The sequence below is a fragment of the Halorubrum sp. Ea1 genome, from assembly GCF_002252965.1.
GTDB lineage: Archaea > Halobacteriota > Halobacteria > Halobacteriales > Haloferacaceae > Halorubrum.
The window spans coordinates 18,713-38,713 of record NZ_NHPG01000094.1 but is presented as its reverse complement, the minus strand read 5'-3'; the positions used below and the strand labels follow the sequence as shown (position 1 = coordinate 38,713).

Sequence of the window (20,001 nt, the reverse complement as noted above, 5' to 3'; positions counted from 1 at the left end):
GCGGCCGAAGCGACGGGTGAGGGCGGACCGTTACAGCCCGAGCGCGTCGAGCAGGTCGAAGCCCACACCGACGTAGCCGACGAGTTTGAAGCCGAGATAGATCCCGACGATCGCCATCACGCCCGGTAACTCCGGCGGGGCGGGGATCGGGACGCGGAGGAACGCGAACAGCGCGCCGACCGTCACCCCGACGAGAAGCGCGGCGGCGGTCAGGACGGTGGTCGAACCCATGTCGACGCGTCGGCGACGTCCGTTTATAAACGCGGTGTTCGCGGTCGGGGACGCGGCGGCGGGGATGGGTAGGGTTTTCCGACGCGCGTCCCTTCACGGCGACATGGCACGAGAGGTTTCCAACCCCGACAACCCGCAGGTGACGCTCCAGACGAACCACGGCGACGTCGTCGTCGAGCTGTTCGCCGACCGCGCCCCGAAGACGGTCGAGAACTTCCTCGGACTGGCGCGTCACGACCCCGCCGCGGACGCCGACCCCGCGCGCGACACCAACACGTGGGAAGACCCCGAGAGCGGCGAGGTCCGCGGCGACTCGCTGTACGAGGGGAACGTCTTCCACCGCGTCATCGAGGACTTCATGATCCAGGGCGGCGACCCGCAGGAGAACGGCCGCGGCGGCCCCGGCTACCAGTTCGACGACGAGTTCCACGACGACCTCACCCACGACGGTCCGGGGATCCTCTCGATGGCGAACTCCGGCCCGAACACGAACGGCTCGCAGTTCTTCATCACGCTTGACGCGACCCCGCACCTCGACGGCAAGCACGCCGTCTTCGGCCAGGTCATCGATGGGATGGACGTCGTCGAAGAGATCGGCGCCGTCCCGACAGACCGACGCGACGAGCCCCGCGACACGGTCGAGATCGAGCAGGTCGCCGTCGACGAGTAGACCGGCGCCGCGGTCCCCGATGTCGACGCCGCGGTCCCCGATGTCGACGCCGCGGTCCGCCGTCCGAGTATCTTATACTACCCGATTCTCAAGCTCCTCGCCGTCATCGAGCCTGGTGAGGTTGCCGGCGAGGATGTCGGCGACGCGGTCGTAGTAGTGCGGCGTGTGGCCGGCGTTGTGCGGGGTGATCGTGGCGTTCCCGAGCCCCCACAGCGGGTGGTCCTCCGGGAGGGGTTCGGGGTCGGTCACGTCGAGGGCGGCCCCTCTAATCCGGCTGTTCCTGAGCGAGGAGACCAAGGCGTCGGTGTCGACGATCGGCCCGCGCGCTACGTTTATAAGGACGGCGTCGGAGCGCATCGTTTTGAGCGCCTCCGCGTCGACGATCCCCCGCGTCGTCTCGGTGAGCGGGCACGCGAGCACCACGTACTCGGCGTCGGCGATCGCCTCGTGGAACTCGTCGAAGCCGTACACCGCGTCGGCCGGGCCGCCCTTCTCGGGCGAGTACCGGACGCCGACCGCCTCGACGTCGAACGACGCCAGCCGTTCGAGGACCGTCTGCCCGATGGCGCCGAGCCCGACGACGGCGACCGTCGAGCCGTACACCTCGGTCGTCTCGTAGGTGCGCCACTCGCGGTCCGCCTGCTGGCGGTGCGCGCGCGGCCACCGGCGGGCGTGCGTGATCATCGACCCGACGACGTACTCGGCGATGTTCGGGCCGTGGACGCCGGAGGCGTTCGTCACGGCGACGCCGCGGTCCGCGAGCGCCTCGCGCGGGAGGTGCCCGGTCCCGGCGAACACGCAGGCGAACAGTTCGAGCTCCTCGGCGGCCGCCAACAGCTCCTCGTCGATGTGGAGCCCCACCGCGGCACGGGCGGTCGAGATCAGCTCGCGCTCCTCCGCCGGCGTCCGGGCCAGCGCGATCTCGCGGTCGGGGAGTCGCTCGCGGAGCGACGCGACGAGGTCCGACGCGTCCGATCCGTGGATCGTCTGTCGCAGCACGAGGACGTCTGGATCGCTCATGGCGACGCCACTCGGCGCGACCGTTATAAAGGGTGCCCGTGCGGCGAAGGGTGCCGGATTCGGGGCGCGCGGCGGCCGGTCCGGAAGGTGGCCGGTCCGGAAGGTGGCCGGTGCGGGGCGAGGCCGTTGTGGGGCGCGGCCGTTGTGGGGCGCGGCCGCGGCGGAGTTCGGTTACTCCAGGGCCGCGTCGAACGCGGCCTGCAGGTCCGCCTTCATGTCGTCGACGTGTTCGAGGCCGACGGAGACGCGGATGAGTCCGTCCGTGAGCCCCGCCGCGAGACGCTCCTCGCGCGGGATCGCGGCGTGGGTCATCGCGGCCGGCTGCTCGATGAGGCTCTCGACCCCGCCGAGCGACTCCGCGAGCGTGAACACCTCGGTCTCGCTCACGACGGTCGACGCCTGATCGAGGCTCCCGTCGAACTCGAAGGAGAGCATGCCGCCGAACGCGTCCATCTGCTCTGCGGCGAGCTCGTGGTCCGGGTGGCTCTCCAGGCCGGGGTAGTAGACCCGGCTCACGTCGTCGTGGGACTCGAGCCACTCCGCGAGCGCCGCGGCGTTCTCGCAGTGGCGGTCCATCCGCACCGGGAGCGTCTTCGTCCCGCGTAGCACGAGGAAGCAGTCGAACGGGCCGGGGGTCGCGCCCACCGAGTTCTGGTAGAAGCCGAGTCGCTCGTCGAGTCCCTCGTCGTCGACGATGAGCGCGCCGCCGATCGTGTCGGAGTGGCCGCCGAGGTACTTCGTCAGCGACTGGCAGACGACGTCGGCGCCGTGTTCGAGCGGACGCTGGAGGTACGGGGTCGCGAACGTGTTGTCGACCGCACAGAGCGCGTCGTTGGCGTGGGCGATGTCCGCGAGCGCGCCGATGTCGTTGATGTTCATCAGGGGGTTCGTCGGCGTCTCGACCCACACCAGCTCCGTCTCCTCCCGTACCGCGTCCCGCACGGCGTCGTGGTCGGTGGTGTCGACGAAGGTGGTGTCGACGTCGTACTCGTCGTACACCTGCGTGAGGATGCGGTGGGTGCCGCCGTACACGTCGTCGCCGGCGACGACGTGGTCGCCCGCCGACAGCAGGTTCAGGACGGTGTTGATCGCGCCCATGCCCGAGGAGAAGCAGCGCGCGTGGCTCCCCGACTCCAGCGACGCGAGGTTCGCCTCCAAGTCGGTCCGCGTCGGGTTCCCGGTCCGGCTGTACTCGTAGCCGCGGTGGTCGCCCGGTCCGTCCTGCTCGTACGTGGAGTTCGCGTGGATCGGCGTCATCAGCGCGCCGGTCTCGGGGTCGGGCTCCTGTCCCGCGTGGATCGCGCGGGTCTCGAAGCGCGGGTCGTCGCCTTCGGGGTCGTCGCTCATATCGGGGACTCGTCGGCGAGCCTGGTGATTCTTCCCCTTCGGAGCGGCGGTGGCCGAACGGACCCGTCGCTGCCGGAGCGGTTTCGCGAGAAGTGCTCGGTCAGGGATTTGAACCCTGGTCGTCGGCTGACTTCCGAACCGGCGCACCGATGCGCCGCATCCGTCGAAAGGCCAACATGATTGGCCGGACTACACCAACCGAGCGCGATTTCCGCTTGTGCCGCATCCGATTTAACTCTTCTCAACTCCCGTCACCGTGGGACGCCTCGACAGGGGCTTCGTCCCCGGATTCCGCCCCGCCGTCGAGAGCGGTCGGCGCGTTGAGTCCGCTTGACACCGGTGGGGTGGTTGAAACGTTAACGTGCGGGTTGATGCGGCGCGACCCCGTCTGTACTGGTATGCCGAGAGCGACACGCGACGGCGTCGCGATAAATTACGCCGTCGACGGGACGAGCGACGGCGCGACGGTCCTCCTCTTAGAGGGGCTGGGGTACGGTCGCTGGATGTGGCGGTGGCTGACCGAGGACCTCGCGGACGGGTACGAGGTGCTCCGTCCCGACAACCGCGGGACCGGCGACTCCGACGTCCCGGAGGGGCCGTACGCGATCGCCGAGATGGCGGCCGACGCGCGGGCCGTGCTCGACGACCGCGGCGTCGACCGGGTGCACGTCTGCGGCGCCTCGATGGGCGGCATGATCGCGCAGGAGCTCGCGCTGACCGACGAGCGGGTCGCCTCGCTGACCCTGCTTTGCACCTCGCCAGGCGGCGAGGGCGCGGCCGAGACGCCGCCCGAGGTTCAAGATCACATCTTCTCCGCGCCCGAGGACGCGGACCCGCGGGAGCGGATCCGGTACCTGATGGAGCCCGCGGTGAGCGACGGGTTCTACGAGCGCGAGCCGGAGCTCGTCGATCGGATCGTCGACTGGCGGCTGTCGGGCGACGCGACGCCCGCGGGCCGGGAGGCGCAGGCCGCCGCGGTCGCCGCGTTCGACGCGTCCGACCGGCTCGGCGAGCTGTCGGTCCCGACGCTGGTGGTCCACGGCACCGCCGACCGGGTGCTCCCGGTCGAGAACGCGGACCGTCTGGCCGAACTCATCCGGCACGCGACGGTCGAACGGATCGAGGGCGGGCCCCACCTCTTCTTCATCGAGGAGCGGGACGCCGTCGACGACAGGATCCGGTCGTTCCTCGACGGGGTCGCCTGAGATGGCCGGGAACGATCCGCGGAGTGGCGGGGAGGGAGCCGACGACCCCCGGCCGCACCCGCACGGCGACCGGGCGTACGAGTGGGTGGGGTCGCTGTCGGCGCGCCGAGCGCGACTCTCGCCCGACCGCGTCGCCGTCACGGACACGGCCGCGGGCGAGGAGTACACGTACGCCGACCTCGACGAGCGCGCCAACCGCACCGCGCGGTTCCTCCGCGAGGTCGGCGTCGGGAAGGGCGACCGCGTGGCCGTCGTCTCGCGGAATCGCGTGGAGCTGCTCGACCTGTTCTTCGCGACGGCGAAGGTCGGGGCGGTGTTGGCCCCACTCTCCCACCGGCTCGCGGAGCGCGAGCTCGCGGCGGTCCTCGGCGACGTCGACCCCGCGCTCCTCGCGGCCGAGACGCCGTTCGAGGGCGACGTGGTCGACGCCTTGGAGCGCGCCGACGTCGAGCCCCCGGTGCGCGCGATCGCGACCGACGCGGACAACGCGTGGCGCACGCTCGGGGCTGACCTCCCCGACGACGGTTCGCCGGTCGAGACCGCCGCCGTCTCGCTCGCCGACCCGCACCTCTTCCTCCACACCGGCGGTTCGACGGGCACGCCGAAGGAGACGGTGATCAGCCACGGCGCGATCCGCTGGAACGCGTTCAACACGATCACGGCGTGGGGGCTCCGCGAGGACGACGTGACGCCGATGGTGTTCCCGATGTTCCACACCGGCGGGTGGAACGTGCTCACCGTCCCCTTCCTCCAGATGGGGGCGCGGATCCTGTTGAGCCCCGAGGTCGATCCCGGCCGCGTCCTCGCCGACGTCGAGCGCGAACGCGCGACGACGCTCGTCGCGGTCCCCGCGGTGCTCCGGATGATGGCGCGCCACGACGAGTGGGCCGACACCGATCTCTCCTCCCTGCGGTTCGTCAAGAGCGGGGGCGGGCCGTGCCGCGAGAGCGTCATCGACGCGTGGCGCGACCGCGGCGTGGAAATATCGCAGGGGTACGGGCTCACGGAGTGCGGCCCGAACAACTTCGCGATGCCCGACGGCTTCCCGCCGGAGAAGACCGCCAGCGTCGGCGTGCCCGCGCTCGCGGTCGACGCGCGCGTGGTCGACGAGGACGGCCCGGTCCCGGACGGGACCGTCGGCGAGCTTGAATTGGCCGGCCCCGCGGCGGCGGACCGCTACTGGAACGACGACGAGGAGACGGCCGAGACGTTCGGCGACTGGGTCTCGACGGGCGATCTGGCCCGCGTCGACGCGGACGGCTACTACCACATCGAGGGTCGCAAGAAGAACATGTTCGTCTCCGGCGGGGAGAACGTCTACCCGCCGCGAGTCGAGGACGCGCTCACGGATCACCCCGAGATCGAGGAGGCCGTCGTGATCGGGATTCCGAGCGAGGAGTGGGGGACCGTCGGGAAGGCGGTGGTCGTGGGCGACGAGTCGCTGACGCTCGACGACCTGCGCTCGCACCTCGCCTCCCGCGTCGCCCGGTACGCGGTGCCGAAGGGGCTCGCGTTCGTCGAGGAGATGCCGACGTCGGGCCCGTCGAAGATCGACCGGGCGGCGATCGAGGAGCGGTTCGGGGAGTGACGGTCCGACGCGGCCGAGCCGAGCGTGCCGGGAACGAGCTGTCGGGCGCTATCCCGCCGTTTTCGGCCGTCTCACGACGTGGCGGGCGTCCCACAGGAACAACCGTTATATATGTGGGAGATAAGGGGAGGCCATGATCGACGTCACGATGGATATGGAGCAGTTCGACTGCCCGTTCATCGACACCTCCGCGGACCACGACGTCGGGTTCTCCGCGATGCATTGGCAGCTCGACACGGCGGCCGAACAGCTGGAGACCCGACTGCTCGTCGAGTCGTCCGACCGCTACGAGCTGAGCGAGGGCCTGCAGAGGCTCCGCGACCACGAGAACATGGCCGAGTACCGCCTGTTCTCGAAGCGGGACGACACCGCGATCATCCGGACGGTCATCGAGGAGACGAACGCGATGTCGACGATCACCGACCACGGCGGCTACATCACGGGCCCGTTCCGGATCGCCGACGGCTCCGAGCAGTGGCAGGTCGGCTTCGACGACGACGAGACCACGGAGGCGGCGCTACACGACTTGGAGAAGGGCAACGAGTTCGTGGTCGAGGACCGCTCGGAGCTGTCGATGGAGTCGCTGTTCGACACCATGCGCAACGCGAACGCGGCCTCCACGATGTTGGAGGCCTGCCGCGACCTCACCGACGTCGAGCGCGAGACCATCGAGACGGCGGCGGACGCCGGCTACTTCGAGTCGCCGCGAGAGGCGACCCTCTCGACGCTCGCCGACGAGTTCGACGTGTCGACGGCGGCGGTCTCGAAGAACATGCGCCGCGGCGAGAAGAAACTGCTCCGTAGCGTCGTGCAGGCGCTCGACCGGATGAACTGAGCCGGGCGACTGCGGTCGACTGAGTCCGTGACTCGCCCGGCCCCTTGATTCTCCGCGTGAGCGAGCGTTTTCGCCGGATCCCTCGCGGTTTCGCGTCGCTTGTTAACATCTTAACTCGGCCCCTTTTGCCGGTGTGTCTCGTCGGTATGCGTATGCGAGACGTAACCACGCGACGGTCGTATCTTCGACGAACTGGCGCCGCGGTCGGCGGAGTCGGACTCGCAGGACTCGCCGGCTGCTCCGGAAACGGCGGCGACGGGAGCGACGGCGGGAGCGGCGACGGCGGCGACGGCGGCTCCGGCGACGGCGAAGACGGGGGATCCGGCGACGGAGAGGACGGAGGCGACGGCGGAGACCTCTCCGGGGAGACGCTCCGGATCGGGGCGCTGCAGCCGACCTCCGGTGACCTCCAGTACTACGGCCAGATCAGCCTCATGGGATTCTACTCCGGGCTGGCGTACAAACACGACGTCGATCCGATCGAGGAGCTCACGCCGGGCACCTACACGCTGGAGACGGACGACGGCCCGACCTACGAGATCATCGTCGAGGACACCCAGTTCAGCCCCGACACCGCACAGAACGTCGCGACGAACCTCGTGCTCGACGAGGACGTCGACGTCCTCTTCGGGGGCACGTCCTCGGACAGCGCGCGGCGCCTGATCGACACCGTCGTCGACGAGTCCGAGGTGCCGTACCTCATCGGCCCCGCGGCCGACGCGGGCATCACGGTGAGCGACGAGTTCTGTCACCCGCTGGCGTTCCGCGCGAGCGAGCACACCGCGATGGACGCGCGTGCGGGCGGCACGTACGTCGCCGAGAACTTCGACATCGACACGGTCGCGGTGTTCGCGTCCGACAACGCCTTCGGACAGAGCGTCGCGGAGAACTACACCGCGGTCCTCGAGAGCCAGGGCGTCGAGGTGCTGGAGCCGCGGTTCGTCGAGGTCGGCTACTCCGAGTTCGACGGGCTCTTCGAGGAGGCCGTCTCGAACGGCGCGTCCGGCGTCGTCGGCGGGTTCACGGCGTCGACGCTGCCGCAGTTCCTCACCTCGGCGATCTCGTTCGACGTGCAGGTGTTCGGCGGGTTCGCGGCGCTGTTGACGACGAAGCTCATCGGCGGCACGATCGAGTCGGCGCTCGGCGAGGGCTTCACCGAGCAGGACATCAAGGACGCCGGGCTCGGTCCGTTCACCAGCCGGTACCACTGGAACCAGTACGAGAACCCGATCAACGAGGAGTTCCGACAGATGCACATCGACGCGTACGACATCGTCCCCGACCTGTTCAGCTCGGGGACGTTCACCGCCGCCTCCGCCCTCTCGCAGGCCGTCACGGAGTCCGGGTCGACGGACGGCGCCGACGTCGCGGAGGCGCTGCGCGGGATGACCGTCGCCGACACGCCGAAGGGCGCCGACGGCTACACGTTCCAGGGCCACAACAACCAGGGCGCCTCCCAGATGACCGTCGCCTGGCCGGTCCCCACGAGCGACGAGTTCGCCGAGACGTGGGACGCGCCCATCATGCCCGGCGAGCCGCTCGAACGGCTCGACGCCGAGGACGTCATGGTCCCCGAGGAGGACGCCAGCTGCTCGCTGTGATGCTGCTCGAAACCGACGGGCTGACGAAGCGGTTCGGCGGGATCACGGCGGTCGACGGGGTCGACTTCGCGCTGGAGTCCGGCGAGCTCTGCTCGCTCATCGGCCCGAACGGCGCCGGGAAGACGACGTTCTTCAACCTCCTCACTGGAGTGTTGGAGCCGTCCGACGGCGCGATCCGGTTCGCACCGGGCGCCGGAGCCGGCGAGGGCGGCCAGGCCGGCCAGGCCGGCGAGGGCGGAGACGGCGGGGTCGGCACCCGCGACATAACGGACGCCTCGCCTCACGAGACGGCGCTGGCCGGGATCCACCGGTCGTACCAGATCACGAACCTCTTCCCGACGCTCACGGTGCTGGAAAACGTCCGGATCGCGGCGCAGGCGGCGCGGGGCGGCGACGCCTGGAAGCTCTGGCGCAACGTTCGGTCGTTCGACGCGCATTACGAGGAGGCCCACCAAATCCTCGACCGGATCGGACTCGATGGAGCGGCCGACGCCGTCGCGGAGAACCTCAGTCACGGCGAGAAACGGAGCCTGGAGGTCGGCGTCGCGCTCGCCGGCGACCCGGACCTGCTCCTGCTCGACGAGCCGACCGCCGGGGTCTCCAGCGAGGGGGTCGACGACGTGGTCGCGCTGATCGAGGACGTCGCCGCCGACCACTCCGTGATGCTGATCGAACACAACATGGACGTGGTGATGGGCATCTCCGACCGAATCGCGGTGCTCCACCGCGGCGAGCTCATCGCCGACGGCCCGCCCGAGTCGGTCCGGAACGACCCGGCCGTCAGGGAGGCGTATCTCGGCGGCTACGGCCGCGAGGGCGACGCCACAGGCGAGGAGCAGAGCGGCGGGACCGACGGTGACGGCTCCGCGGCGGCGACCGACGGCGGTCGTCGCGTCGACCGGCCGACAGGGCGAGCCCCGCCGGCCGAACGGGGCCGAGCGTCTGGGCGAACGCCGAACCGCGGAGGTGGCGGCCGGTGAGCGTGTTGGAGTTCGAGGGCGTCCACACGTACTACGGCGAGAGCCACATCCTGCAGGGGCTCGACCTGACCGTCGAAGACGACGAGATCGTCGCGCTCGTCGGTCGCAACGGGGTCGGCAAGACGACGACGCTACGGACCGCGCTCGGGCTGACGCCGCCGCGGCGCGGGACGGTCCGATTCAAAGGCGAGGACGTCACCGGCCGCGAGCCCCACGAGATCGCCGGCGGCGGAATGGGGTGGGTGCCGGAGGACCGGCGGGTGTTCGCGCACCTGACCGTCGCGGAGAACCTCCGCGTCGCCGCCCACGCCGCCGCCGACCCGGACGCCCGGATCGGGGAGGCGTACGACCTCTTCCCGGCCCTTGAGCGGTTCGCCGACAAGGAGGCCGGCGACCTCAGCGGCGGCCAACAGCAGATGCTCGCGATCGCCCGCGGGATGCTCGGCGACAACGACCTGCTGCTCGTCGACGAGCCCAGCGAGGGGCTCGCGCCGCAGATCGTGAGCGACGTCGTCGAGGCGCTCCGCGCGGCCTCCGCGGACACGACGATGGTACTCGTCGAGCAGAACTTCCGGCTCGCGATGGACCTGGCCGACCGGTTTTACCTCGTCGACCACGGCGTCGTCGTCGAGGAGGGCGACACCGACGGCGTCACGAGCGAGGACGAGCGCATCCGGAGGTACCTCACCGCATGAGCGCGACCGCGCTCTCCCTCGGCGTCGCGGACCCGGCCCCGCTGCTCGCGACGGGCGGCGCCGCCGACGGGCTCCGGACCGCGGTCCGCGTCCTCGTCGAGGGGCTCGGCAAGGCCGCCGTCTACTTCACCATCGCGGTGGGGCTCACACTCGTGTTCGGGCTGATGGGCGTGCTCAACTTCGCCCACGGCGCCGTCACGATGGTCGGCGCGTACCTCGGCGGGCTCGTGCTCGTTCTGGTCGTCGGCTCCGGGACGGGGACGCTCGCGACGATCGGCGTCTTCTTCGCCGCGATGGCGATCGTCTTCGCCGTCACCACCGCGGCGGGCAGTCTCATCGAGCTGAAGCTGATCCGACCGATCTACGACCGCACGCCGACCTACCAGATCCTGCTGACGTTCGGCGTCTCGCTGATCATCGAGGAGGTCGCGCGGATCGTGTTGACGCTGCGTGGCATCCAGCCGGACCCGCAGTGGCAGGCGCCGATGGGCACCGTTCCGGACGTGCTCCTCGGCCGCACGGACTTCCTCGGGATCGCGGTGCGGCGGCTCTACCTGTTCGAGGTGCTGATCGGCGGCGTCGTCCTCGTCGCCGTCTGGTTGTTCCTCACCCGGACGCTGTACGGATTATACATCCGCGCCGGGAGCGAGGACACCGAGATGGTGCAGGCGCTCGGGATCGACGTCCGCCGGGCGTTCACCGTCGTCTTCGGCGTCGGGACGGGCCTCGCCGCGGTCGGCGGGGTCCTGCTGATGTGGGACCCGATCTGGGGGCCGAGCGTCCTGCTGAGCATCGACGTGCTCCTGTACGCGTTCGTCGTCGTGATCATCGGCGGGCTCGGGAGCTTCCGCGGCACCGTCGTCGCCGCGGGGATCGTGGGCATCGCGGACTCGGTGACGACGTGGCTGTTCACGACCGGCGTCGTCACCTTCTCCGGCCTCTCCGAGGTGACGATCTTCTTGCTGTTAGTCGGCATGCTGATCGTCAGGCCGCAGGGCCTCTACGGCGTCGAGGAGGTGGGCGGCCATTAGCGACCCCGACTCCTCCGCCGACGACGCGGGGGCCGACGCCGGGCACGACGACGCGGAAGTCAGCGATGTCGACCGCGCCGTGACCCTCGCCGACTACGCCCGGGACCACGCGGTCCACGCCGCCGTCGTCCTCGTCTTCTTCCTGTACCCGCCGGTCAACGGCGCGCTGGAGTCGTCGCCGCTGGCGGCCGAGACGGCGGCGTTCCTCCCGGGGATCACGTTCATGATCGCCGTGTTGTACATGGGGCTGTTCGCGATGAGCTTCGACTTCGTCAGCGGCTACACGGGCTACCTCTCGTTCGGCCACGCCGCGTTCTACGGCACCGGGGCGTACTTCGTCGTGCTCGCGGCGAACGGGCAGATCCCCGGGATCCCAGGCGGGACGCCGTTCATGATCACGCTGCTGCTCGGCGCGCTGCTCGCGGCGCTGCTGGCGCTGGTCATCGGCTCGGTCTCGTTCCGGCTCACGGGGGTGTACTTCGCGATGATCACGCTCGGGTTCGCGCAGGTGATCTACGAGCTGATCCGCTCGTGGGGGTACGTCTCCACGAACCCCCAAGAGGGGGCGACGATCGGGGGCGACGGGCTCGCGATCGGCGTCCCGTACGTCGACGCGCTGAGCCTCCGGGTCGGACGGCTCACCGGCACCAGCGTCGAGAATCTACTCGGCCTGGGGATCGACGTCTCCGCGACGGTGGTCTCCTACTACGCGCTGGGCGCCGTCGTCTTAGCCTCGTACTTCGCGATGCAGCGGATCCTCCACTCGCCGTTCGGGCGGGTGATGGTCGCCATCCGCGAGAACGAGGAGCGCGCCCGCGCCGTCGGCTATCCGACCTACCGGTTCAAACTGGCCGCGTTCGCGATCAGCGGCTTCTTCGGGGCGGTCGCCGGCGGGATCTTCGCCGCGTACGCCCGGTCGGTGTCGCCGGACAACTCCTACTTCTTCCTCGTCACCGCCGACGCGCTGATCACGACGATCATCGGCGGGTTCGGCACGCTGGCGGGACCGCTGTTCGGCACGGCGTTCCACCAGTGGCTGGAGGACGTGCTCTCGACCGAGAGCGGCGGTCTCGCGACCTACATCCGTGAAGGGGTCCCGGCGACCGTCCTCGAGACCGACGTCTTCGGGCTCAGCGTCGAGCTGTTCGTCAACACCGCTCTGGCCGGACGAGCGCCGCTGTACCTCGGGATCGTCTTCGTGCTCTTCGTGCTGTTCGTCCCCAACGGGATCCTCGGCACGGTGCGCGACCGGCTCGGGGGGACCGTCGGCAAGCGCCTGCCGGAGCGGCTACGGAGGTACCGCCGATGACGGTCGGAATCACCGGCCTCGGGACATACGTGCCGCCAGACACGATCACCGGCGCGGAGATCGCCGAGATCAGCGGGATCCCCGAGGAGGTCGTCGTCGAGAAGATGGGCGTGACCGAGAAGCACGTCTGCCCGCGAGACGGGGACCACGCGACGGACATGGCCGAGCAGGCGGCCCGCGAGGCGCTCGCGGACGCCGACGTCGACCCGACCGCGGTCGACCTCCTCCTCTACCACGGCTCGGAGTTCAAAGACCACGTGGTGTGGTCGGCCGCGGCCGCGATAGCCGAGGCGTTGGGCGCCGAGAACGCCTACGCCACCGAGAGCTACACGCTCTGTGCCGGCGCCCCGATAGCGCTCCGGCAGGCGGCCGCTCAGCTCGCGGTCGAGGAGACCGACACCGCGCTGCTCGTCTCGGCGAGCCGGGAGGAGGACCTCGTCGACTACGAGGACGAGGACGCGTCGTTCATGTTCAACTTCGGGAGCGGCGCGAGCGCGTTCGTCGTCGAGGCCGACCCCGGCGACCGCGCCCGCGCGACGGTTCACGAGAGCGCGGCCGAGACGGACGGCTCCTTCGCCGACGACGTCGTGATGCCCGCTGGCGGGTCGAAGCGCCCGCCGAGCGAGGCGACGGTGCGCGAGGGGCTCCACGCGCTGCAGGTCCCCGACCCCGACGGGATGAAGGAGCGACTGGGCCCGGTCTCGCTGCCGGCGTTCCGCTCCGTCGCCGACGAGGCGCTGTCGCGGTCGGGGTTCGAGCGGACCGACCTCGACTTCGTCGCCCTCACGCACATGAAGCGGTCCTTCCACGACCGGGTGCTGGAGGAGCTCGGACTCGACCCCGAGCGGGACGGCTACTACCTCGACGAGTACGGCCACGTCCAGAGCGTCGATCAGGCGCTCGCCGTCGAGGAGGGGCTGGCCGACGGTCGGCTCGCAGACGGCGACCTCGTCTGCTTCCTCGCCGCGGGCACCGGGTACACGTGGGCGGCGACGGTGCTCCGCTGGCACGGGTAGCGGGCCGCTTTGCGTCGGGGCGTCGGTCCGCGCGGTCAGTCGTCCTCGTGGGCCACCGAGAGTATCGTCGCTTCCCCGTCGAGGACGCGCTCCTCGCGCGCGTCCACGAACGCCTCCGTCCGCACCCGCAGTCGGTCGCCGCCGAGGTCCTCGACGACCTCGACGGCGGCCCTGAGCGTCTCGCCCGGACGGACGGGCGCGTTGAACGACAGCTCCTGCTCGAGATAGACGATGTCGCCCGGGAGCGACGCGAGCGCCGCCGAGACCGCCGCGGCCGACAACATTCCGTGCGCGACGCGTCCGCCGAACATCGACTCCGCGGCGTAGGCGTCGTCGAGGTGGATCGGGTTGTCGTCGCCGGAGAGCTCGGCGAACGCGTCGATCGCCTCGTCCGTGACCTGTACCTCGTGGGACGCCGTATCGCCGACAGTCGCGACTGGCATGACTCAGTATTCTGCGTCCCGGAACCTCAACCCCGGTGTTCACCCTCGAACGTCGACGTGCCGAGCGGCCCGCTCGGCCCGCGACCCGAAATATATAGGGATATATAATTATTATATTATGACTGACAGTTAGGGCTTGCTCGCGGCTTCCATCCGAATTATGACCGCTGAGATGCGACTTGCGTCGTCTATCCGAGACGCGGTAGGAGTATATATTTTGAATAAACTTAAGGGATATCGTGTGCGATCTGTATACATGGAAACGAGGAAGGTGCAGGTCACCGGCGGCTCGACGTACACGGTCTCGATCCCGAAGACGTGGGCGACGGAAAACGGCGTGGAGGCCGGCACCAAGATCGAGTTCTTCCCCGACGGGGACTCGCTGTTCCTCACGCCGCGGTCGGAGGAGGAGCGCACCCGCGGGACGCTCGACGTCACCGACCTCTCGGGGCAGGCGCTCACCCGGGCGGTGACGACGATGTACGTCAGCGGGTTCGACGTGATCGAACTGGAGGGCGCCGAGATTTCCACCGAGCAGCGCTCCGCCATCCGCGAGGCGGTCCAGAGCCTCGTCGGCCTGGAGGTGTTAGAGGAGACGCGCGAGCGGGTCGTCATCCAGGACCTGCTCGACTCCTCGGAGCTGTCGATCCACAACGCCGTCACCCGGATGCGGCTGATATCGCTGTCGATGCTGGAGGACGCGCTCGCCGCGCTCTCCGATCTCGACCACGACCTCGCCCGCGACGTGATCGGCCGCGACGACGACCTCGATCGGCTCTGGCTCGTCGTCTCCCGGATCTTCCGCGCGACGCTTCGCACGCCGAAGGCGGCCGAAGAGCTCGGCCTCCCGCGCGAGGAGTGTTTCGACTACCACTCCAGCGCCCGCCAGCTGGAGCGGATCGGCGACCACGCGACGAAGATCGGCCACCTGACGCTCAGCATCGACGAGCCGCTCCCCGACGAGGTCGTCGAGGCGGTCAACGACCTCCACGGCGACGCGGTCGAGGTGATCGACACCGCGATGGACGCGCTGTTCGCCGACGACAGCGACGAGGCGACGCGGCTGGCGAACGACGCTCGCACGGGCGTCAGGGCGATCGACGAGCGGGTGCGCGCGATCGACGAACTCCTCCGCGACCTGGACCCGGCCCGCGCGCAGCTGCTCGGCCTCGTCGTCGACTCCGTGCTCCGGTCGGCCGACTACGGCGGCAACATCGCGGAGACGGCTCTCCAGAAGGCCGCGCCGACCCCGTGAGCCCCGAGGGAGACGACACGGGTCGGCTCCCCTCCCGACGCACCGTCGCCGTCGCCGTCGCGGTGATCGCGCTGGGTGCGGCGGTTCTCGCGACCGGTGCCGGGCTCTACTTCGCGGTCGGCGCGGGCCCGGAGGAGGCGGCGGTGAACGCGGTCGAGTCCTCGTCGGCCGTCACCGTCGAGCGGCTCGACGGGCTGACGGTCGTTCGGAGCGGGCCGGTGACCGCGGAGACGGTCGGACTCGCCTACTATCCCGGCGCGCGCGTGAACCCGGAGAGTTACGTCCCGACCGCCGCGGCGACGGTCGCGGGGCGAGACGTCGCCGTCGTGATCGTCGACGTGCCGCTGAACCTCGCGGTGCTCGGACCGAACCGGGCCGACGACGCGCGGGCGGCGCTCCCGGCGGTCGAGTCGTGGTACGTCGGCGGCCACTCGCTCGGCGGCGCGATGGCCTGTCGGTACGCGGCGGCCAACGCCGTCGACCTCGACGGGCTCGTCCTCCACGCCGCCTACTGCGACAGCGACGTCTCAGAGAGCGGGCTGCGGGTCCTCTCGGTGCTCGGGGGCGCCGACGGGGTGATCGACGCGGACCGCGAGCGCGAGAGCCGGTCGAACCTGCCCGACGACGCCCGGGTGATCGAGCTCGACGGGGTCAATCACGCCGGGTTCGGCGCCTACGGGCCGCAGCGGGGAGACGAGTGGGTATCGACCGACCCGGCGGCCGCGCGTGATCGGGTCGGGACGCTCACCGGTCGGTGGCTCGTGGAGGCCCCCGTCGAGCGGCGGATCGGTGAGCGGGTTTTTTCAGCGTCGCCGCCGGACGATTCGGTATGCCAGAGATAGAGCTCGGCGTGCCGCGAGGGGTCGTCGAGTCGCTCCCCGAGGAGGACGAGACCGCCGAACAGGACATGCGTCGCGCCATCGCCGGCATTCAGTCGCGGATCAACGAGGAGATCGAGGGCGCCGAGCCCGCGGAGGCGGCCGAGGTCGTCGCCGACGCGGTCGAGCGAATGGAGACGCAGGCGAGCACGTACCACGAGTTCGTCCCGGAACTGCGCGCGTGGGGGCAGTCCCCGATCTACGCCATCGCATGGCGGAACCTCTACGTGGAACTGATCGGACAGCTGTACGAACACGAGTGGCTCGGCGACGAGCTGGGTCGCGAGCGGAATTTCCGGCTCGTCGAGGACGGGATCCGGCTCTCGGACCTGTAGTCCCCTTCCGAACGCGGTCCCGCCGGGCGAACCGGCCGGTCAGGCCTCGAGCAGCGACGCCGCCCGCTCGCCGACGGCGATCGCGGGCGCGTTGGTGTTGCCGCTCGGAATCGTCGGCATCACCGACGTGTCGGCGACCCGGACGCCGTCCACGCCGTGCACACGGAGCCGATCGTCGACGACCGCCGACTCATCGTTCCCCATCCGACACGTCCCGACCGGGTGGTACACCGTGTGAGCGGTCTCGCGCACGTGTTCCTCGATCTCCGCGTCTGTCTCGACGTCCTCGCCCGGCCAGACCTCCGCGCCGCGATACGGGTCGAGGGCGTCGGCCCGAGCGATCTCACGGGCCCGCTTGACGCCCTCGCGGAGGACCTCGAGGTCCGGCTCGGCCGAGAGGTACCGCGGATCGACGACGGGGTCATCGGTGGGATCGGCGGAGGCGAGCTCGACCCGCCCCCGGCTCTCGGGCCGCACTTGCGTCGCGCCGATCGAGAACCCGAGCCCGTCGGGGTTGTCGAAGCCGTGGTTCATGTAGTACGTCGGACAGAAGTGGAACTGGAGGTCCGGCGCCGGCTCGTCGTCGTCGACGTAGGTGTACCCGGCGCCCTCCCCGATGTTCGACGTCGGCGCCGGCGGCTCGTCGTCGGTCCGATCGTACACGACGAAGCTGAACAGGTGGTCTTGGAGGTTCCGGCCGACGCCCGGTCGGTCGGCGACCACGTCGATGTCGTGGTCGCGGAGGTGCTCTGCCGGCCCCACGCCGGAGCACATCAGTAGCTGCGGCGTGTCGTACGCCCCCGCGCTGAGCACCACCTCCTCCGAGACGTCGACCTCGTGCGTCTCGCCGTCGCGTCGGTAGTCGACGCCCTCGGCGCGGGTCGCGTCGTCGAACCGGATACCGGTGACGTGTGCGCGGGTCTCGACGGTCAGCCCGGCGCGGTCCAGTACCGGTTTGATGAACGCCGCGGCGCTGCTGCACCGCTTCCCGTCCCGCTGCGTCACGTGGTACAGTCCCGCACCGGTCTGCCGTCGCCCGTTGATGTCGGCGTTCCGCTCGATGCCGCACTCCGCGGCCGCGTCTACGAACGCCTCCGAGGCCGGGTGCGGGTCGGACAGGTCGTCGACGGTCAGTGGTCCCCCCGTCCCGTGAAACTCCTCGTCTCCGCTGCCGACGAAGTCCTCGCTCCGTTTGAACGCGTCGAGCATCTCGTCGTGGCTCCAGCCGTCGTTCCCCATCGACGCCCAGTTGTCGTAGTCCCAGGGAACGCCCCGGTTGTAGATCATCGCGTTCAGCGAGCTCGACCCCCCGAGGGTCTTCCCGCGGGGATGGTACAGCCGGCGGTCGTTCATCTCCGGCTGCGGCTCCGTGTAGTACTCCCAGTCGGCCTCGGACTTGAACAGCTCCGGAAAGCGGACCGGTGTGTTGATCCGCTCCTCGTGGTTCTCGTCGGGTGCCCCCGCTTCGAGTAAAATCACGTCGTTCCCCCGCTCAACTAGCCGCCGCGCGACCACGCAGCCCGCCGACCCGGCGCCGACGACCGCGTAATCGTACGCCTTGCTTGACATTTCCAAGTGATTGGACGGACCGGTGGAACCTAAAGCTATGGTACCACATCGCACGAGCGGTGTGGTTCCTCCCCGCTTCTCGGGACCGTTTTATGTCGGTCCGGACCGATTACGCGCATATGGAACTGGAACTGCGGTTCTTCGCGACGTTTCGCGAGGCCGCCGGCGGGAAAATCGTCGAGGCGGAGTTCGCCGACGGGTCGAGCGTCGGAGACGTGTTGCGGGAGCTAGAAGCGGAGTACGAGGGGATGAACGGTCGCCTGGTCGTCGACGGCGGCCTCGCGCCCCAGATCAACGTGCTCAAGAACGGCCGCGAGGTGCTTCACCTCGACGGGCTGGAGACGGCGTTGGAGGACGGCGACCGGCTCTCGGTGTTCCCGCCGGTCGCGGGCGGCGCATGACCCCCGACGGCGAGGCGAGCGGCGGGACCGAGCCCGTCGACGGTCCCCCGCCCGCGGAGGAGGGCTGGGAGCGCGAGACGGTCGCGTACCGCGGGATTTCCCGGCGGCTCGCGGCCCACTACCTCGTCAACCTCGGCGGGACGCTCGTGGGCACGGACGACCCGGCCGAGGCGACCCGCGTGGACGGCGACGGGTGGCGCGTCGCGCTCAGCGCCGAGACGGTGACGGCCGCGGCTGCGATTCGACTCACCGAAGTGACCGCCGAGTTCGTCGGCGACCCGGACGCGCTGGCCGAGCTCCTCCCGAAGTACCGTCAGAAGGCGATGCGGGCCGGAGGCTGATGGCCGGCGACGAGGAGTCACCCGGGACGGGGTCGACGTCGCCGAACGGCGACTACCCGATCGACGGGACCGCGCTGGTCAAGACGGCGGCGCTCGCCAGCGTCCCCGCCGAGCGGCTCCCCTCCCTCCTCGCCCGCGTGCAGGCGGACCTGAGCCCGCGGATCGATGAGTACAGGCGGCGGTACGAGCGCATCGCGGCCGAGCCGGACCGCGAGACGTTCCTCGTGGAGCCCGACCACTGGGAGAGCGTGGGGGAGCGGCTGGGACTCACTGACCGCGAGCGCGACGCCGTCGCCCGCGCCCACGAGACGGCTGTCGAGCGGGCGGGCTCGGGTCGGACGCGGCGCGAGGAGTTCGAGACCGCGCTGGAGATCCGGTCTGGCGTGGTGATCGGGACCGCGACCGACGACGACTGACCGCGATCGACCGCGACGACGACTGACCGCGACCGACGCCTTTTCGACGCCCCCGCGTGGACGTGCCGCCATGCGACTCGCACGCCTGCTCACGCCGGACGGACCGGTCTCCGGACGCTACGAGGACGGGACGATCGTCGACGACGACGGCCGCTACGAGGTCGGTCGCGACGGGCGGCTCCTCCCGCCCTGCGACCCGAGCGCGCTCTACTGCGTCGGGCGGAACTACGTCGAGACACTCGATCAGATGGAGTACGAGCGCCCCGAGGAGCCCGACTTCTTCATCAAACCGCCGGCGAGCCTGCTCGCGCACGGCGAGTCGATCGCGTACCCCGAGTGGACCGACGAGCTGACGTACGCCGGCGAGCTGGTCGCCGTCATCGACGAGCGCTGCCGGGATGTCGCCCCCGAGGACGTTCCCGGGGTCGTCCGCGGCTACACGGTGATGAACGACGTCGACGCGCTCGACCAGCAGGGGCGGACCGCGCGGAAGGCGTTCGACGGCTCAGCGCCCCTCGGCCCGTGGATCGAGACCGACGTCGACCCGACGAGCCTCGACATCTCGACGACGGTCGGCGGGGAGCAGCGTCAGGACGCGAACACCGAGCTGATGCTGTTCGGTCCCCACGAGATCGTCTCGTACCTCTCGGAGCGGTTCACCTTCGAGCCCGGCGACTGCGTCGCCTTCGGGAGCCCGGCGAACCCCGGGCTCGTCGAACCGGGCGAGCGCGTCGAGATCACCTACGAGGGCGTCGGGACGCTGTCGAACCGAGTCGTCGACGTGTCGTAACTGACGGCTTATTTTAATAAGCGTGCGGTGGCGCGTGCTTTTTGA

At 70.1% G+C, this 20,001-nt stretch carries 22 protein-coding genes and 1 tRNA gene; 17 read left to right on the top strand and 6 right to left on the bottom strand.

Translation table 11 applies throughout. The annotated features are described in order from the left end of the window. Nucleotides 1–30: 30 nt before the first annotated feature. The gene (locus tag DJ73_RS11560) at nt 31–231 is read right to left on the bottom strand and encodes a XapX domain-containing protein (RefSeq protein ID WP_094524157.1); all 201 of its coding nucleotides are present in this window, start codon (nt 229–231) and stop codon (nt 31–33) included. 103 nt (nt 232–334) lie between these two features. Here DJ73_RS11560 and DJ73_RS11555 point away from each other — a divergent pair, with 103 nt between their 5' ends. Continuing rightward, the gene (locus DJ73_RS11555; protein ID WP_094524156.1) at nt 335–901 is read left to right on the top strand and encodes a peptidylprolyl isomerase; all 567 of its coding nucleotides are present in this window, start codon (nt 335–337) and stop codon (nt 899–901) included. A 72-nt stretch (nt 902–973) separates the two neighbouring features. Here DJ73_RS11555 and DJ73_RS11550 read toward each other — a convergent pair whose 3' ends face one another. From DJ73_RS11550 to DJ73_RS11540, 3 genes are all read right to left on the bottom strand, one after another. Then, the gene (locus DJ73_RS11550; protein WP_094524155.1) at nt 974–1,921 is read right to left on the bottom strand and encodes a D-2-hydroxyacid dehydrogenase; all 948 of its coding nucleotides are present in this window, start codon (nt 1,919–1,921) and stop codon (nt 974–976) included. 171 nt (nt 1,922–2,092) lie between these two features. Further along, nucleotides 2,093–3,268: a cystathionine gamma-synthase gene (locus DJ73_RS11545; RefSeq protein WP_094558013.1), complete on the bottom strand. Its 1,176-nt coding sequence runs from the start codon at nt 3,266–3,268 to the stop codon at nt 2,093–2,095. Nucleotides 3,269–3,361: 93 nt separating this feature from the next. Next, nucleotides 3,362–3,472: transfer RNA gene (locus DJ73_RS11540), tRNA-Glu, on the bottom strand. A 194-nt stretch (nt 3,473–3,666) separates the two neighbouring features. Here DJ73_RS11540 and DJ73_RS11535 point away from each other — a divergent pair. From DJ73_RS11535 to DJ73_RS11495, 9 genes are all read left to right on the top strand, one after another. Continuing rightward, complete coding sequence (locus DJ73_RS11535) at nt 3,667–4,473, top strand: alpha/beta fold hydrolase (protein WP_094526461.1); 807 nt, start codon at nt 3,667–3,669, stop codon at nt 4,471–4,473. 1 nt (nt 4,474) lies between these two features. Then, a complete protein-coding gene (locus DJ73_RS11530; RefSeq protein WP_094524152.1) occupies nt 4,475–6,061 on the top strand; it encodes an AMP-binding protein in 1,587 nt (528 codons plus the stop codon). A gap of 133 nt (nt 6,062–6,194) precedes the next feature. Further along, complete coding sequence (locus tag DJ73_RS11525) at nt 6,195–6,896, top strand: helix-turn-helix domain-containing protein (protein ID WP_094524151.1); 702 nt, start codon at nt 6,195–6,197, stop codon at nt 6,894–6,896. Between the two features lie 152 nt (nt 6,897–7,048). Beyond that, nucleotides 7,049–8,497, top strand: coding sequence for an ABC transporter substrate-binding protein (locus DJ73_RS11520; protein ID WP_094558012.1), 1,449 nt, complete (start codon nt 7,049–7,051; stop codon nt 8,495–8,497). Next, the gene (locus DJ73_RS11515) at nt 8,497–9,477 is read left to right on the top strand and encodes an ABC transporter ATP-binding protein (RefSeq protein ID WP_094524149.1); all 981 of its coding nucleotides are present in this window, start codon (nt 8,497–8,499) and stop codon (nt 9,475–9,477) included. Before DJ73_RS11520 ends, DJ73_RS11515 begins: the two co-directional genes overlap by 1 nt. After that, nucleotides 9,474–10,172 (top strand): ABC transporter ATP-binding protein, encoded by a 699-nt coding sequence (locus tag DJ73_RS11510; protein WP_094524148.1) that lies wholly within the window; start codon nt 9,474–9,476, stop codon nt 10,170–10,172. Before DJ73_RS11515 ends, DJ73_RS11510 begins: the two co-directional genes overlap by 4 nt. Next, entirely contained in the window at nt 10,169–11,203 is a 1,035-nt protein-coding gene (locus tag DJ73_RS11505) for a branched-chain amino acid ABC transporter permease (RefSeq protein WP_094558011.1), read from the top strand. Before DJ73_RS11510 ends, DJ73_RS11505 begins: the two co-directional genes overlap by 4 nt. A gap of 79 nt (nt 11,204–11,282) precedes the next feature. Next, complete coding sequence (locus tag DJ73_RS11500) at nt 11,283–12,512, top strand: branched-chain amino acid ABC transporter permease (protein ID WP_094526458.1); 1,230 nt, start codon at nt 11,283–11,285, stop codon at nt 12,510–12,512. After that, a complete protein-coding gene (locus tag DJ73_RS11495) occupies nt 12,509–13,528 on the top strand; it encodes a 3-oxoacyl-ACP synthase (protein ID WP_094526457.1) in 1,020 nt (339 codons plus the stop codon). The genes DJ73_RS11500 and DJ73_RS11495 overlap by 4 nt, the downstream gene beginning before the upstream one ends. Nucleotides 13,529–13,563: 35 nt before the next feature. On the opposite strand, the gene DJ73_RS11490 is transcribed toward DJ73_RS11495, so the two are convergent. After that, a complete protein-coding gene (locus DJ73_RS11490) occupies nt 13,564–13,971 on the bottom strand; it encodes a MaoC family dehydratase (protein ID WP_094558010.1) in 408 nt (135 codons plus the stop codon). A 256-nt stretch (nt 13,972–14,227) separates the two neighbouring features. Here DJ73_RS11490 and DJ73_RS11485 point away from each other — a divergent pair, with 256 nt between their 5' ends. Genes DJ73_RS11485 through DJ73_RS11475 form a run of 3 tightly spaced genes read left to right on the top strand, consistent with a single transcriptional unit; the run spans nt 14,228 to nt 16,439 of the window. Then, nucleotides 14,228–15,226 carry a phosphate uptake regulator PhoU gene (locus DJ73_RS11485; protein ID WP_094558009.1) on the top strand — a complete coding sequence of 333 codons (999 nt, stop codon included), beginning with the start codon at nt 14,228–14,230 and terminating at the stop codon, nt 15,224–15,226. Next, the gene (locus DJ73_RS11480) at nt 15,223–16,068 is read left to right on the top strand and encodes an alpha/beta hydrolase (RefSeq protein WP_198947999.1); all 846 of its coding nucleotides are present in this window, start codon (nt 15,223–15,225) and stop codon (nt 16,066–16,068) included. Before DJ73_RS11485 ends, DJ73_RS11480 begins: the two co-directional genes overlap by 4 nt. Continuing rightward, a complete protein-coding gene (locus tag DJ73_RS11475; protein WP_094558008.1) occupies nt 16,056–16,439 on the top strand; it encodes a hypothetical protein in 384 nt (127 codons plus the stop codon). Before DJ73_RS11480 ends, DJ73_RS11475 begins: the two co-directional genes overlap by 13 nt. A gap of 39 nt (nt 16,440–16,478) precedes the next feature. Here the strand turns inward: DJ73_RS11475 and DJ73_RS11470 are convergent, their stop codons facing one another. Next, entirely contained in the window at nt 16,479–18,008 is a 1,530-nt protein-coding gene (locus tag DJ73_RS11470; protein WP_094558007.1) for a GMC family oxidoreductase, read from the bottom strand. A gap of 119 nt (nt 18,009–18,127) precedes the next feature. Between DJ73_RS11470 and DJ73_RS11465 the strand changes: the two genes are divergently transcribed. The 4 genes from DJ73_RS11465 to DJ73_RS11450 all read left to right on the top strand — a co-directional run bounded on the left by DJ73_RS11465 (nt 18,128) and on the right by DJ73_RS11450 (nt 19,956). After that, nucleotides 18,128–18,409 (top strand): ubiquitin-like small modifier protein 1, encoded by a 282-nt coding sequence (locus DJ73_RS11465; protein WP_094524140.1) that lies wholly within the window; start codon nt 18,128–18,130, stop codon nt 18,407–18,409. Next, the gene (locus DJ73_RS11460; RefSeq protein WP_094524139.1) at nt 18,406–18,750 is read left to right on the top strand and encodes a hypothetical protein; all 345 of its coding nucleotides are present in this window, start codon (nt 18,406–18,408) and stop codon (nt 18,748–18,750) included. Before DJ73_RS11465 ends, DJ73_RS11460 begins: the two co-directional genes overlap by 4 nt. After that, the gene (locus DJ73_RS11455) at nt 18,750–19,166 is read left to right on the top strand and encodes a hypothetical protein (RefSeq protein WP_094558006.1); all 417 of its coding nucleotides are present in this window, start codon (nt 18,750–18,752) and stop codon (nt 19,164–19,166) included. The genes DJ73_RS11460 and DJ73_RS11455 overlap by 1 nt, the downstream gene beginning before the upstream one ends. A 70-nt stretch (nt 19,167–19,236) precedes the next feature. Beyond that, a complete protein-coding gene (locus DJ73_RS11450; RefSeq protein ID WP_094558005.1) occupies nt 19,237–19,956 on the top strand; it encodes a fumarylacetoacetate hydrolase family protein in 720 nt (239 codons plus the stop codon). Nucleotides 19,957–20,001 lie beyond the last annotated feature (45 nt).